The organism is Aggregatibacter kilianii (genome assembly GCF_003130255.1).
GTDB classification, from domain to species: Bacteria; Pseudomonadota; Gammaproteobacteria; order Enterobacterales; family Pasteurellaceae; genus Aggregatibacter; species Aggregatibacter kilianii.
This window is the reverse complement of record NZ_NRCN01000001.1, coordinates 1,859,256-1,874,684: the sequence shown is the minus strand read 5'-3', so window position 1 is coordinate 1,874,684 and position 15,429 is coordinate 1,859,256. Positions and strand designations below refer to the sequence as shown.

Sequence of the window (15,429 nt, the reverse complement as noted above, 5' to 3'; positions counted from 1 at the left end):
GAGAACAAACAAAAATGAAAAAATTTGCTGGTTTATTTACCGCAAGTATGATCGCAGTTGCACTTACCGGTTGTAACGATAAAGAAAACAAACAAGCGCAAACCACGCCGGAAGCCCCTAAAGCCGAAGCGCCCGCAAATGATACCGTGTATCTTTACACATGGACTGAATATGTACCGGACGGTCTTTTAGACGATTTCACCAAAGAAACCGGTATTAAAGTGATTGTGTCAAGTCTTGAATCAAACGAGACAATGTATGCAAAATTAAAAACCCAAGGAGCCTCCGGTGGCTATGACGTAATTGCCCCAACTAACTATTTTGTGGCCAAAATGGCACGTGAAGGTATGTTAGCCGAGTTAGATCACAACCAATTGCCGGTGATCAAAGAACTTGATCCGGACTGGTTAAATAAAGCTTACGACAAAGGCAATAAATATTCCCTTCCGCAATTATTAGGTGCACCGGGTATTGCTTTCAATACCAATACCTACAAAGGTTCTGAATTCACCTCTTGGGGAGATTTATGGAAACCGGAATACGCCAACAAAGTACAGTTGCTTGATGATGCACGTGAAGTATTCAACATCGCGTTGTTAAAACTAGGCCAAGATCCAAATACCCAAGATCCGGCGATTATCAAACAGGCTTACGAAGAATTATTGAAATTACGTCCAAATGTTCTTTCTTTTAATTCCGACAACCCGGCAAACTCTTTCATTTCCGGTGAAGTGGAAGTCGGTCAATTATGGAACGGCTCTGTGCGTATTGCGAAAAAAGAACAAGCGCCTTTAAACATGGTGTTCCCAAAAGAAGGCCCCGTGCTTTGGGTAGATAACCTTGCAATTACATCTACCTCTAAAAACCCTGCAGGCGCACATAAACTTATTAACTATCTGTTAGGTGCGAAAGCCGCGGAAAAATTAACCTTAGCTATCGGCTATCCAACGGCTAACCTTGAAGCGAAAAAAGTACTGCCAAAAGAAATCACCGAAGATCCGGCGATTTATCCACCGGCTGAAATACTACAAAAAAGCCATTGGCAAGATGATGTAGGTGATGCTATTCAATATTATGAACAATATTACCAAGAACTGAAAGCGGCAAAATAATCGATTTAAATAAATGCAAAGTGCGGTCGAAAATTTATCTAAAATATTGACCGCACTTTTTTTATCTAAAATGCTAAGATAAGGACACGATTATCGAAAATAAAAGGAGATTGCCATGTCAATTCATATTTCAGATAAAATTCAACATGCTCTACACCATATTAATCCCAATGAATTAGCCCAAGACGTTTGGCATATTTTAAAAGAACAAAAATTCGTCGGATTCTTACCGCACTTTGTCGTTCAACATCTTTGTAATAAATATCAGTTAACAGTACAACAACTGGCTCTCGCGCTACTGCCTATTGCAGCCTGGTATGCCACTACACCAATTTCAAACTTTAATGTCGGCGCGATTACCACAGGCGTAAGCGGAAATTTTTACTTCGGCGCCAACCAAGAATTTAGTAGGACCGATATTCAACAAACCATTCACGCGGAACAAAGCGCTATTAGCCATGCTTGGATGCGTGGTGAAAAACAAATCACTGACATCACCGTCAACTACACCCCCTGCGGTCATTGCCGTCAATTTATGAATGAACTCAATGGCGCAGACAAGCTACAAATTCATTTGCCACACAGTCAACATAATTTATTACATCAGTATTTGCCCGACGCTTTCGGTCCAAAAAATCTGAATATTCACTTGCATCTATTGGATCAGCATGATAATCAACTTACGTTAAACACAGAAGACCCAGTGACAGCACAGGCACTTGCAATGGCTAATCAAGCCCATGCTCCATATTCCAATACCTGCAACGGCGTCGCAATTCAAACGCAAGATCGACAAATTTATCATGGAAGCTATGCTGAAAATGCGGCGTTTAATCCAAGCCTGCCGGCATTACAGGTGGCGCTAAATCATCTCATATTAAGTGGCGAAGAAGTGCAAAATATTGCACGGGTGGTGATGGTAGAAAAATCTGCATCACTTAGCTATAAAGCCATGGCGGAAGAACTGCTTGGTACATTGACGAATGTGAAATTGGAGTATATTGCGATCTAACGCTATCTGATAAAACACCGAAAAAAATGACCGCACTTGATTTCTCAAAGTGCGGTCTTCTTTTTTAACGTTTTTGAACGGCTTAATGTTCGCGGGTTTTGAAGAATGTCACATCAGGGTAACGCTCTTGCGCAAGGTTGAGATTGACCATAGTCGGGGCGATATAAGTGAGGTTATCACCACCGTCTAACGCCAAGTTTTGCTCGTTTTTACGTTTAAACTCTTCAAATTTTTTCGCATCGGTACATTCAACCCAACGCGCTGTTGCCACATTAACGGTTTCGTAAATGGCTTCTACGTTGTATTCGGATTTCAAGCGCGAAACGACCACATCAAACTGCAACACGCCCACTGCACCAACGATTAAATCGTTATTCAGCAACGGACGGAAAACCTGCACAGCGCCTTCCTCGGAAAGCTGTACCAAGCCTTTTAATAATTGTTTTTGCTTGAGTGGATCTTTCAAACGAATACGACGGAATAATTCCGGTGCAAAGTTTGGAATACCCGTGAATTTTAGATCTTCCCCTTGAGTAAACGTATCGCCGATTTGAATCGTACCGTGATTGTGCAAGCCGATAATATCACCGGCATAAGCCTCTTCCGCATGCGCGCGGTCACCCGCCATAAAGGTTAAAGCGTCCGAAATCACCACATCTTTGCCGATACGTACATGTTTGAGTTTCATGCCTTTTTCGTATTTTCCGGACACGACGCGTAAGAACGCAACACGGTCGCGGTGTTTCGGATCCATATTGGCTTGAATTTTGAACACAAAACCACTGAATTTTTCCTCATCGGCAGACACTTTACGCACGTCTGCCTGACGGGCTTGTGGCGCCGGCGCCCATTCTGTTAAGCCGTCAAGGAAATGATCCACACCGAAATTCCCTAACGCCGTACCAAAAAAGACCGGTGTCAGTTCACCGTTTAGGAATAAATCTAAGTCAAATTCGTTGCTGGCGCCTTTTACCAGTTCTAATTCATCACGTAATTGTTGTGCCAAATCGTCACCTACGGCGTTATCCAATTCCGGATTATTCAAGCCTTTTACAATTCGCACTTCTTGAATAGTGTGCCCTTGCCCGGTTTGATAGAGATAGGTTTCATCTTTGTATAAATGATACACGCCCTTGAACAATTTGCCACAGCCGATAGGCCAAGTAATGGGCGCGCAGTGAATTTTCAACACGTTTTCCACTTCGTCCAACAACTCCATCGGATCACGAATGTCACGGTCAAGTTTGTTCATAAACGTGATAATCGGTGTGTCGCGCAAACGGGCAACTTCCATTAATTTAATGGTGCGATCCTCAACCCCTTTCGCAGAATCAATCACCATCAAACAGCTATCCACAGCGGTTAAAGTGCGGTAAGTATCTTCAGAGAAATCCTCATGCCCCGGGGTATCCAGCAAGTTCACCAAACAATCGTTATATGGAAATTGCATCACAGAGGTGGTAATGGAAATCCCACGTTGTTTCTCCATTTCCATCCAGTCGGATTTCGCGTGCTGCGCAGAACCTTTGCCTTTTACCGAACCGGCTTTTTGAATGGCGTTGCCGTAAAGCAACACTTTTTCAGTGATGGTGGTTTTACCCGCGTCGGGGTGAGAAATAATCGCAAAGGTGCGACGTTTGTTAACCTGTTCTTGTGGGTATGTCATGATTTGTCTGTTACTTATTTGATTTAAGAAGAATAAAGAAAACCGTCTTAAGACGGCCGATAAATTAGTCGCGCAACTATATGCTTTTTAGCCCGTTTTTTCAAGCCTGGAAATGCAGGCCGACCATTTCTTAAAAGGTGGTAATCCATTTATTCATATAGTGCCGACAATAAAAAGTGCGGTGTTTTTTCAGATTGTTTTGCTTTAAAACGAAATTATGTAGCAGTTGCACAAAGCTGAAATGACGGTCACTGAGCTAGTCAAAGTGTAAGTCATTTCAGCTTCTCCGATACACAAAACGAATGCTTCGACAAGCTCAGCAAGCGTTTTGTGCATTTGCTACATAATACCGCTTTAAACGCATTCGATATTGACCGCACTTTAAACTGAAAATACAGAAAATAGGATAGCCTTTCATTTCAAATGGAGTGAAGGAGTTTTCTACCTCATTGTTTTTAAAAGCGAATTCACACAAAACCTTGTGATCCAAGTCACAAAATTAAAATGAAATCCCTCTCTAAATTTAAAATGATTTATTTTATTTTTTGTTAAATTTTAAAATTATTAAATAATCTTATAAATCATACAATTACAAAAAACACTAGATAAATCTTCGTTAAAAAAATATCAAAAATGTGATCTAAATAACAATTTTTCATGCAATAAAAAATAGTCAAAATAAATTAACACTTTGAAATTTAAACAAATTTATTTTTTAGCAATATTTAGAGCTCAGTTGACATCATAAAAATCATTGATTAGCGTTAATTCAAAATTAAGAAATACGCCATCAAATAATAAAAAATGGAGTGAAATTTCTCAATTTTAGTAAAGGGAATTACCATCAATTTTGTTAAAACCAACTACAAGGTGACCAATATGAAAAAAACGCTTATCGCATTTGCACTTGCGGCCATGGCAGCTACTTCAGCAAACGCTACTGTCATTTATAAGAATGAAGGCACAAAAATTGATTTAGACGGACGTGGCGCACTAGAAATCGTCAAAGTAAAAGGTAAACGTACCGATTTAGTGGACCGCGGTTCCCGCGTACGCGTTCGCGCATTCCAAGAACTGGGTGGCGGTTTTACAGCATTAAGTGCGGTTGAACTCCGTTTCACAACGAACGGCACTGTAGGTGACGGCGTAAAAACCCAACGTTTATTCGTGGGATTCTCACATGAAGATGTAGGGTCATTAACCTTCGGCCGCCAATTAACATTAGGCGACCACATTCCTAAAGCAAACTACTCTTACGAATTAGGCGGCAACGTTTTACACGATTCCGCACCTAAAGCCGTTCATTTTATGTCAAATAAATTTTCCGGCTTCCGATTTGCAGCAGACTACTATTTCGGCGAAGCAAATAAATCCGAAGCCGCAAACGGTCAAGGTTACGGTGTAGGCGCATTCTATGATGGTCAATGGGATGATCTAGCCGTAAGATTCGGTTCCGGTTATGTTGAAATCATCAAAGGCATCACTCCGGCAGATGACTACAAACAAAAAATGCTAGGCGTTGGCTTTGATGTAAAATATAAAACTGTCAGCCTTGGTTTAGACTGGGCACACGGCCACTCACCTAAAGGTCACAGAGGTTATAATTTCAAACATAGCATGAGTGCTAAATATGAAAAAATCGACCGTTTCGACTTAGGTTTTAAAGTCGAGTTAACAGAGAAAAATGCTCTTTACGGTGCATATTTATGGGGTACCGGTAAAAATGAAGGACAAGCTAACGGTAAACACAGAGGCTGGGTACTTGGCGTAGATCATAAATTCAGCAAACAGATTGCCGTTTACCTTGAAGGTGGAAAAGCACAAGTTAAAGAAAACGGCAAAAAAGTGGCTGATGCGGGTCGTGTGGGGGTAGGTGTACGTATCCTGTTCTAATTTTTAACACAATGCTACTGTCTTTTTTTGAGGCCGACGACGCGAGTCGTCGCTCTTTTTGCTTCTATACGCTAGTGCATTATAAAACGCGATAAAAATCGACCGCACTTTATGATGTGCTAACACAGATAAATACAATTCATACGGTTATCCATAAAAAATGCAAACGTTTGCGTCAAAAATGCGGTACAATACGCGCCACGATTTTTACGCAGATAAAAAGGGAATAACATGACACAACTTAGTCTAAAAAAAATCTATTCGGGCAAAGTCCGCGATTTATATGAAATTGATGATAAACGGATGCTAATGGTAGCGACAGATCGTTTATCGGCCTTCGATGTGATTTTAGATGATCCGATTCCGCGTAAAGGCGAAATTCTTACCAAAATTTCCAATTTCTGGTTCAATAAACTTGCCCATATCATGCCAAATCACTTCACCGGCGATAGCGTTTATGATGTGCTCCCAAAAGCCGAAGCGGACTTGGTAAAAGATCGCGCCGTAGTTTGTAAACGCTTAACCCCAATTAAAATCGAGTCCATTGTTCGCGGTTATTTAACCGGCAGCGGTCTGAAAGATTATAAACAAACCGGTACCATTTGCGGCTTAGAATTACCAAAAGGCTTGGTGGAAGCCAGTAAATTGCCTGAGCCGATTTTCACACCGTCCAGTAAAGAAGAAATCGGCAATCATGACATTAATATCAGCTATGCCGAATGCGAAAAACTCATTGGTAAAGATTTAGCGGCACAAGTGAAAGAAAAAGCCATCGCTCTTTATACTGAAGCGGCAAAATACGCACTAACCAAAGGTATTATCATTTGCGACACTAAGTTTGAATTCGGCTTAGATGAAAACGGCACATTAACATTGATGGATGAAGTATTAACGCCGGATTCCAGTCGTTTTTGGTCGGTAGAAACCTATCAAGAAGGCACAAATCCGCCATCCTTCGATAAGCAATTTATTCGTGATTGGTTGGAAAATAGTGGTTGGAATAAACAACCACCGGCACCGAAAGTGCCTGCAAATGTCATTCAAAAAACCGTTGATAAATATCAAGAGGCCTTGGATTTATTGACGAAATAGCTTTAAAGGTATTCCCGCTATGCATTAGAATAGTGGGAGTTTTTATAATTGGAATAGGAGTAATATGAGGTCGGTCGCCATTGTCGGGTTAGGTTGGCTAGGTTTGCCACTAGCACGACATTTAAAAAATCTAGGCTGGGATGTAAAAGGAACAAAACGAACCCACGAAGGTGTAGAACAAATGCGTTTAATGCGTTTGGAAGCCTATCATTTAGAACTCACCCCTGAAATTAATGCCGATCCTGACGATGTCAGTGCACTACTCAATGTTGATTCGTTGATCATTAATATTCCACCAAGCCAATATTTTTTTGATCTCAATCAGTACGTCCAAAGCGTACAAAATTTGGTTAACGAAGCCTTGTTACATGGCGTTAGTCATATTATTTTTATTAGCTCCACTTCTGTTTTTCCTGATATTTCCGCTTATTTTGACGAGTCTGTTACTCCACAACCGGATAGCGATATTGGTCGAGCATTGGTTGAAATCGAAAACGGATTAGCTCAGATGCAAGACATTGATTGCGACATTATTCGTTTTGCAGGCTTAGTTGGTAACGATCGCCACCCGATTTACTCTCTTGCCGGTAAACAGGAGCTTAAGTGCGGTCATTCTCCGGTGAATTTGGTCCATTTAGACGATTGCGCCCGTGCCATTCAATTATTGTTAGAAACGCCCGGAGGCTATCGCTTATACCATTTGGCCGCACCAATTCACCCGACGCGGGAAGAATATTACCGCCACGCCGCAGAAAAATACGCGCTGGAACCACCGCACTTTATCAGTACGGAACACGATCCGCAGCGTATTATCATGGCTGAAAAAATTTGCAATGAATTAGAATTTGTTTACCAGTATCCGGATCCGAATTTAATGCTTCCAACAGAAGGATAACCATGTATTCGTTTTCTCCCCGGGGTATTAATTGCCCTGGGTTAAGTATAGTTTTCCCTTTTGGAAAATCTAAAACAGTTCTAAAAGGGCTAAATGATGAATAACATGGGTTAATAATTGACCACAGCACACAGAAATTATCACAAACACAAATAAGGAAAGAAAAATATGTCAAATACTATTTTGCAACACTTACCTAAAGGTGAAAAAGTCGGCATCGCCTTTTCCGGTGGCTTAGACACCAGCGCGGCTTTGCTTTGGATGCGCCAACACGGTGCAATTCCTTGCGCTTACACTGCCAATTTAGGCCAACCGGATGAAGATGACTACGATGCAATTCCACGCAAAGCGAAAGAATACGGCGCAGAAATGGCACGCTTAATCGATTGCCGCACCCAATTAGCCCAAGAAGGTGTCGCCGCCATTCAGTGTGGCGCGTTTCATATTTCTACCGGCGGTTTAACATATTTCAATACCACCCCCTTAGGCCGCGCCGTCACCGGTACCATGTTGGTGTCTGCCATGAAAGAAGATGACGTAAATATTTGGGGCGACGGTAGCACCTACAAAGGCAACGATATTGAACGTTTCTATCGCTACGGCTTAATGACCAACCCAAATTTAAAAATCTATAAACCTTGGTTGGATCAACAATTTATCGATGAATTAGGCGGCCGTTTTGAAATGTCCAACTTCTTAATCGAAAATGGCTTTGATTACAAAATGTCCGTTGAAAAAGCCTACTCCACCGACTCCAACATGCTTGGTGCAACCCACGAAGCCAAAGATTTGGAATTTTTAAATTCCGGTATTCGCATCGTTAACCCAATCATGGGCGTTCCGTTTTGGCGTGAAGATGTGAAAATCAACGCGGAAGAAGTGACCGTGCGTTTTGAAGAAGGCGTACCGGTAGCATTAAACGGCAAAACTTTCGATAATATCGTGGAATTGTTCTTAGAAGCCAACCGTATTGGTGGTCGTCACGGCTTAGGTATGTCCGACCAAATCGAAAACCGCATCATCGAAGCCAAATCTCGCGGCATTTATGAAGCCCCGGGCATGGCGCTATTGCACATCGCTTACGAACGTTTGGTCACCGGTATTCACAACGAAGACACCATTGAACAGTATCGTATTAACGGCATTCGCTTAGGTCGTTTGCTATACCAAGGTCGTTGGTTCGATCCGCAAGCCTTAATGTTGCGCGAAACCGCCCAACGTTGGGTTGCCCGTGCCGTTACAGGCGAAGTCACCTTAGAATTACGCCGCGGTAACGACTATTCCTTACTCAATACCGAATCTCCGAACTTAACCTATCATCCGGAGCGTTTGAGTATGGAAAAAGTGGAAAATGCGCCGTTTGATCCGGTGGATCGTATCGGTCAATTAACCATGCGCAACCTTGATATCACCGACACCCGCGACAAACTCGGCATCTATTCCCGCACCGGTTTGCTTGCGAAAAACAAAGATTCCGCGCTACCGCAGTTATACAAAAAAGCATAAAAAAACGCTGAAAAAAATCACCGCACTTTTGAGATTGGCGAACGCGCTGAACGCCTTTCTCAAAAGTGCGGTTAATTTTCGCAGGATAAAATAACTCTGATCTATAGGGCGCATTATATGCGCTTTTTTACCACAAAAACGCCGCTAAAACCCGAGCGCACTCTCGCCTCCATTTGTAAAGATTTTGCAACTGTTCGCTATTTGCCATATTATACCCACCTCTTTTACCCCCCCATTTGAGGTAATTTATGTTTGAAATCGATTCCGTTGAAATTTTAGGTTATGTCGCAACATTGATTGTCGCTGCGTCTTTTTTATTTAAATCCATCGTTCCGCTTCGTATCGTTAACAGTATCGGCGCCGCATTATTCGTAATTTACGCCCTCATCACCCAAACCTACCCGGTGGCACTGTTGAACGCATTTTTAGTCGTCGTACATATTTATCAGTTATGGCGTTTAAAAACGGCTAGTAAGATTACCCACGTAAAATAGTCCCCCTTTTTCGACCAAAAGTGCGGTCAGTTTTTTCGTATTTTTCATAATACATGACCGCCCTCTTTTCTTTATTCTACAAAACGAAATCACATAAAATTTATTTATCTGAAACATTAAAAAAAATGGGGCTGTACTAGATAACGACTAAATCTTTCATTTAGATTAGAATGCTTAAATGAGAAAAAGTCGCTTAAGTCAGCATAAACAAAATAAACTCATTGAACTGTTTGTCGCAGGTGTTACGGCTAGAACAGCAAGTGAGTTGGTAAATGTAAACAAAAATACAGCCGCTTATTACTTTCACCGATTACGTTTACTCATTTATCAAACAAGCCTGCATTTGGAAATGTTTGAAGGAGAAATTGAAGCCGATGAAAGCTATTTCGGCGGTATTCGCAAAGGTAAGCGTGGTCGTGGCGCAGCAGGCAAAGTCGCGGTATTCGGACTTCTCAAGAGAAATGGTAAAGTTTATACCGTAGTTGCACCAAATGCTCAATCAGCAACACTATTGCCAATTATTCGTGAGAAAGTTAAGCCTGACAGCATTGTTTACACTGACACTTACCGTAGTTATGATGTGCTTGATGTCAGCGAATTTAGTCATTTCCGCATCAATCACAGTACGCATTTTGCTGAAAATCATAACCATATAAACGGAATTGAGAATTTTTGGAACCAAGCAAAACGTCATTTGCGCAAGTTTAATGGCATTCCCAAAGCGCATTTTGAGCTGTATTTGAAGGAATGCGAATGGCGCTTTAACAACAGTGAAATAAAATCTCAAATTTCCATTCTAAAACAATTGGTTAAAGAGATTCTGGTCTAGTTATCTAGTACAGCCCCAAAAAAAATCAAAACATGATCTAAGTCACAAATTCATCGCTCACCTTACTATCTCTTGTTGTTTTAATCACAAAAAGTAGGTTAACCTCAAAGCAGTTATTGCACACACAACAGGAGAAAATATGAAAAAACTCGCCACCAAATGCTTATTTAACAGTTTAGCGCTTTCTATTGCCCTCGCAGTGGGAAGCCCATTTGCCATAGCTAATCAACCGGCTAGCACACCATCAGCAACGGAATTGGCAGCAGCGCGTTATGACAGTGCCAATGATATCTTCCATCCTGTTTATGCCAAACAGGGCATGGTTGCCAGTGAACAAGGTTTAGCCACTCAAGTGGGCGCAGACATTTTACGCCAAGGTGGTAACGCTGTTGATGCGGCCGTTGCCGTAGGCTTTGCGCTGGCGGTGGTTTTGCCTAACGCAGGCAATATTGGTGGCGGTGGCTTTATGGTATTGCACGATGCCAAAAGTGGCGGCAATTATTCCGTGGATTTCCGTGAAACAGCTCCGTTGAAAGCAGATCGTGATATGTATTTGGATAAAGACGGTAACGTGATTGACGGTCGTTCTCTTTACACTCATTTTGCCGTAGGCGTGCCGGGCACTGTTGCCGGTATGGAATACACCTTGAAAAAATGGGGCACAATGTCCCTCGCTCAAGTCATTGCACCGGCCATTAAATTGGCAGAAAAGGGCTTTGTAGTTGGCCCGATGTTAGCAAGTACATTAAAAGAAGAAAAAGACAATTTAGGCAAATGGCCGCAATCAAAAGCCATCTTCTTTAAAAATGGCGAGCCATTGCAAGAAGGCGATTTGTTAGTGCAAAAAGACTTGGCTAACTCTCTAAAACTGATTGCCAAACAAGGGGCAAAAGCCTTTTATGAAGGCGATATTGCCAAGAAAATTGTCGCTGAAATGGAGAAAAATCAAGGCCTAATCACGCTGGAAGATTTAAAAGGCTACAAAGTTGTGGAACGTAAACCGATTGAAGGCGAATATCGCGGTTATAAAGTGGTGACTATGCCGCCACCAAGTTCCGGCGGAGTGCATTTAGTGCAAATTTTGAATATTTTGGAACGCTATCCGATGGCTGATTACGGCGTGAACAGTGCCAAAAGCATTCATTATTTGGCGGAAGCGATGAAACTTGCCTATGCTGACCGTTCCGAATATTTAGGCGATCCTGATTTTGTAAAAATTCCGGTAACAGGCTTAATCTCGAAAAAATACGCTGATGAATTAGCCCAAGATATTAGCGACAGTAAAGTGAAAGCGGCAAGTGAAATTAAACCGGGTAAGCCGCAACCTTACGAAAGTGACCAAACCACCCATTTTTCCGTTATGGATAAGCATGGTAATGCGGTGGCGGTGACCTATACCCTCAACTTTAACTTCGGTAGTGGCATTGTGGCAGAAGGCACAGGAATTCTGTTAAATGACGAAATGGATGATTTCTCCGCCAAACTGGGCGTACCAAACGCTTTTGGGCTTATCGGTGGTGAGGCCAATGCCATTGCGCCGCAAAAACGCCCGCTTTCATCCATGACGCCAACCTTAGTGATGAAGGACAATAAACCGTGGTTAGTCACCGGTAGCCCGGGTGGCGCACGAATTATCACGACCGTGCTACAAAGTATCGTCAATACCATCGACCACAAAATGAACCCAGCGGAAGCTATCGTGACCCCGCGCGTTCATCATCAATGGTTGCCTGATGAGTTACGTATAGAAGAAGGCTTAAGTCCGGATACCTTGTCTTTACTCAAAGCACAAGGTTACAACATTAAAGAAAAAGCCCCAATGGGACGGGTTCAAATCATCCAAGCCACCGAAAATGGCTTCTATGGTTATTCCGACCCACGCAATCCTGAAGGGAAAACAATCGGGTATTAAGAGCACGCCTACTTTTCTTTGTTGTTATGCGAAGAAAAGTAGGCAAAAAGAAACATCCTCGGATAAATTGCTTATCTTTTCTTAGCGTTAATTTTCCTAAAAATTAACGTATGTTTAGGCAATTTACACGGGGATTTTATTTTTGCATCAAAAAGTGCGGTCAATTTTCTAAGTATTTTTCGAAATTATGTAGCAGTTGCACAAAGCTGAAATTACGGTCACTGAGCTTGTCGAAGTGTAAGTAATTTCCCGCATCTCCGATACACAAAACGAATGCTTCGACAAGCTCAGCAAGCGTTTTGTGCATTTACTACTTAATACCGACATTTTTTCAATATAACACCTCAAAAAATAAAAGGCCGCATTGTTACGCGACCTTTTAATCACATGGATTACAACAAAATCTCCGCCAGTAATCCGGTTCTGACACCGTTCGAATCCGTCGTATTTTTTAACCGCACTCTATAATGATGTAGCTCAGCAATGCGGTGAACGATAGATAAACCTAAGCCACTGCCCTTTTCATTTTGTCCTGCGGGACGGTAAAAACGCTGACCGAGTTTTGCCAGATCGGCGTCGTCAACACCACCACCATTATCTTCCACTGAAATTTTGTGTTTCTTCAACTGTACTTTGATCCGACTGCCTTCTGGACAATAGCGAATCGCATTGTCAATCAGGTTGCGTAACATTAACGAGAGCAATAGCGGTTGCCCTTTTTGTATAGACGGAATACCGGCTTCTTCAAATTGAATGTCGATTTGGCGTTTTTCCGCATGGAAATACAACTCGCCAATAAGCGATGGGATCAGTTGTTGCCAGTGAATTTCCTGCAAATCATCCAATTCTTTCAGGTTATCTAAACGGGATAAGGTTAATAATTGTTCAATAAGTTGTGTCGCGCGATCAATGCCTTTGGTGAGATTATCCAATGCCTGTTCACGTAAAACAGAATCATCGCCGGCAATTTGCGCCACTTCCGTTTGAATACGCAATGCGGCCAGTGGGCTGCGTAACTCATGAGCGGCATCGGAGGTAAAACGACGCTCGCGCAATAACATCGTAGAAGTGCGGTCGAAAAATTGATTCAAACTGTGAATCAATGGCAACACTTCAGAAGGCAGATTGTCGGTTTTGAGCAATGAGGTGTCATCAGGCGTACGCTGTGCGACTTGCTCGCCGATTTGTTTTAGACTACGTAATTCTTTATGGATAATAAAAACAAGCACCGCCAATAAAAACGGCAAACTGGCAAACCAAATCCACATTTGCCCGAATACCATTTGATTGATCAGATCATCGCGATATTCCTGTTCTTGTCCCACTGCGATTATAAGCTGACCGTCGGCAGCCGGAAGCCAAAATATACGCCAGTCTTCATCATCACCCCGAATATGACTTTGAGAGAAGCCTTTTTTCGGAGAAAAAATAAAATTATCGCCATTTTCACCATCACTCAGCGCAATATTGCCATCAGGGGTGAAAATAGCAAAAGCCAATGCATCGTCATTAAATTTCGATTTTTTAAATGGTGGTCGTTTAAATTCACGATGATGGCCAATTAAAATATTGCGTAAATCGGAAGATGCCAACCGTTCGGCAAATAAGATTTGTTGTGCGTCAAAGACTTGATTGACTTCTTGGCGAACTTGAAACCACGCTACCGCTGTTGAAAGCAACCATATAAAAATAGACACTAGCGAAAGAATTGCGATGAGCCGGAAACGCAAACTACTATTGCGCCAATTAATCCTCTTCATCATTTTTTCCTAAAGCATAGCCCACACCATGTACGGTTCGGATAAATTGTTTACCGAGTTTTTGGCGTAAATTATAGATATGTACTTCCAACGCATTACTACTCACTTCATTATCCCAGGTGTAAAGTTTTTCTTCAATAAAATGACGGCTAAGCACGCGCTCTTTGTTCAACATAAACAGTTCGAGCAACTTATACTCTCGAGTAGTGAGGAAAATTTCCTGATCACGCAAAAATACCTTGCGTTGATTTGGCTCAAAGCGTACCAAACTGTGTTGAATCACAGGATTGGCGTGACCATAACGGCGGCGAATTAATGCATGCAAGCGTGCTACCACTTCTGCTAAAGCAAAAGGTTTACATAAGTAATCGTCTGCACCGCGTTGCAAACCTGTAATGCGCTCATCTACGGTATCCCGTGCAGTGAGAATCAACACCGGCACATCAATACCTTTCTGGCGCCAAGCTTGCAATACATCTAAACCATCCATTTTCGGCAACGTCAAATCTAATACGACCGCGTCATAAGGTGCCGATTGGGCGGCTTCCAAGCCGATTTTACCATCGGTGAACCAATCCACCGCAAAACCTGATTTGGTTAAGCCGATTTGAATCCCATTACCGATTAACGGATCGTCTTCAATTAATAAAATACGCATAAAAAACCTACCGCACTTTTATTGAAAATACATTTACCCAAATAAACAAAAAGTGGCATGACACCACTTTTTGTATCTCCTTTTTTATTGGAGGTTATTTTACAATTTTTTCTACGCGATCAATATCAACTTCTGTTTTTTCCCAGGATTTATCCACTTCACCGTAAAGTTTCACTTCATCATTTGGTGAAATATCTTGTCCGCGCCATGCTTTACGCTCAATTTCTACACGGATTTCACCGGTGCTATCTTTAAAAATAAAATCGTCTTTACCCACTTGTTTTACAATGTGTCCTTGTAAAATGATGTATTGATCATCTAACCAAGAATTGGCTTCAGAGGCCTTACTCACACTTTGATTTGAATTGATGAAACCACCACGTTTGAAATCATCTTTGTAATGATGTTGTTGAGGTTGCTGTTGTGGCTGTTTTACGCTTGGACCTTGAAAACCGCCCTCGGCAAATGCGCCTGTTACGGCAACGGTTGATAATGCTAAAATTGTTGCTAAACTAACTTTCTTCATTTTTCAATCTCCTTTGTAAGGTTAATCATACAAAGCCCCTTCGCTTTGTTGAGAACTATTAAACCAACGGAACA

13 protein-coding genes are annotated in these 15,429 nt (G+C 41.9%); 9 read left to right on the top strand and 4 right to left on the bottom strand.

What is annotated here, in order from left to right; all coding sequences use genetic code 11:
• The first annotated feature begins 14 nt into the window (after window positions 1-14).
• Window positions 15-1,112 (top strand): extracellular solute-binding protein, encoded by a 1,098-nt coding sequence (locus DK428_RS08740; RefSeq protein WP_162616595.1) that lies wholly within the window; start codon window positions 15-17, stop codon window positions 1,110-1,112.
• A 115-nt stretch (window positions 1,113-1,227) separates the two neighbouring features.
• On the top strand, window positions 1,228-2,124 hold the full coding sequence (gene cdd, locus DK428_RS08735; protein ID WP_109065179.1) for a cytidine deaminase: 897 nt from the start codon (window positions 1,228-1,230) through the stop codon (window positions 2,122-2,124).
• 82 nt (window positions 2,125-2,206) lie between these two features.
• On the opposite strand, the gene prfC is transcribed toward cdd, so the two are convergent.
• Window positions 2,207-3,790, bottom strand: coding sequence for a peptide chain release factor 3 (gene prfC, locus DK428_RS08730; protein WP_109065178.1), 1,584 nt, complete (start codon window positions 3,788-3,790; stop codon window positions 2,207-2,209).
• 879 nt (window positions 3,791-4,669) lie between these two features.
• Between prfC and DK428_RS08725 the strand changes: the two genes are divergently transcribed.
• From DK428_RS08725 to ggt, 7 genes are all read left to right on the top strand, one after another.
• Complete coding sequence (locus tag DK428_RS08725; protein ID WP_109065177.1) at window positions 4,670-5,683, top strand: porin; 1,014 nt, start codon at window positions 4,670-4,672, stop codon at window positions 5,681-5,683.
• Window positions 5,684-5,914: 231 nt separating this feature from the next.
• Complete coding sequence (locus tag DK428_RS08720) at window positions 5,915-6,775, top strand: phosphoribosylaminoimidazolesuccinocarboxamide synthase (RefSeq protein WP_050693459.1); 861 nt, start codon at window positions 5,915-5,917, stop codon at window positions 6,773-6,775.
• Window positions 6,776-6,839: 64 nt separating this feature from the next.
• Complete coding sequence (locus tag DK428_RS08715; RefSeq protein WP_109065176.1) at window positions 6,840-7,670, top strand: SDR family oxidoreductase; 831 nt, start codon at window positions 6,840-6,842, stop codon at window positions 7,668-7,670.
• Window positions 7,671-7,838: 168 nt separating this feature from the next.
• The gene (argG, locus tag DK428_RS08710) at window positions 7,839-9,176 is read left to right on the top strand and encodes an argininosuccinate synthase (RefSeq protein WP_109065175.1); all 1,338 of its coding nucleotides are present in this window, start codon (window positions 7,839-7,841) and stop codon (window positions 9,174-9,176) included.
• A gap of 248 nt (window positions 9,177-9,424) precedes the next feature.
• Window positions 9,425-9,670: a YgjV family protein gene (locus DK428_RS08705; RefSeq protein ID WP_109065174.1), complete on the top strand. Its 246-nt coding sequence runs from the start codon at window positions 9,425-9,427 to the stop codon at window positions 9,668-9,670.
• Window positions 9,671-9,848: 178 nt separating this feature from the next.
• A complete protein-coding gene (locus DK428_RS08700) occupies window positions 9,849-10,499 on the top strand; it encodes an IS1595 family transposase (RefSeq protein WP_109092133.1) in 651 nt (216 codons plus the stop codon).
• 139 nt (window positions 10,500-10,638) lie between these two features.
• Window positions 10,639-12,411 (top strand): gamma-glutamyltransferase, encoded by a 1,773-nt coding sequence (gene ggt, locus DK428_RS08695; RefSeq protein WP_109063673.1) that lies wholly within the window; start codon window positions 10,639-10,641, stop codon window positions 12,409-12,411.
• A 392-nt stretch (window positions 12,412-12,803) separates the two neighbouring features.
• Here ggt and qseC read toward each other — a convergent pair whose 3' ends face one another.
• From qseC to DK428_RS08680, 3 genes are all read right to left on the bottom strand, one after another.
• On the bottom strand, window positions 12,804-14,174 hold the full coding sequence (gene qseC, locus DK428_RS08690; protein WP_204352458.1) for a quorum sensing histidine kinase QseC: 1,371 nt from the start codon (window positions 14,172-14,174) through the stop codon (window positions 12,804-12,806).
• On the bottom strand, window positions 14,158-14,829 hold the full coding sequence (locus DK428_RS08685) for a response regulator (RefSeq protein ID WP_109063671.1): 672 nt from the start codon (window positions 14,827-14,829) through the stop codon (window positions 14,158-14,160). Before DK428_RS08685 ends, qseC begins: the two co-directional genes overlap by 17 nt.
• Window positions 14,830-14,923: 94 nt before the next feature.
• Window positions 14,924-15,355: a YgiW/YdeI family stress tolerance OB fold protein gene (locus tag DK428_RS08680; protein ID WP_109063670.1), complete on the bottom strand. Its 432-nt coding sequence runs from the start codon at window positions 15,353-15,355 to the stop codon at window positions 14,924-14,926.
• Between the last annotated feature and the right edge of the window lie 74 nt (window positions 15,356-15,429).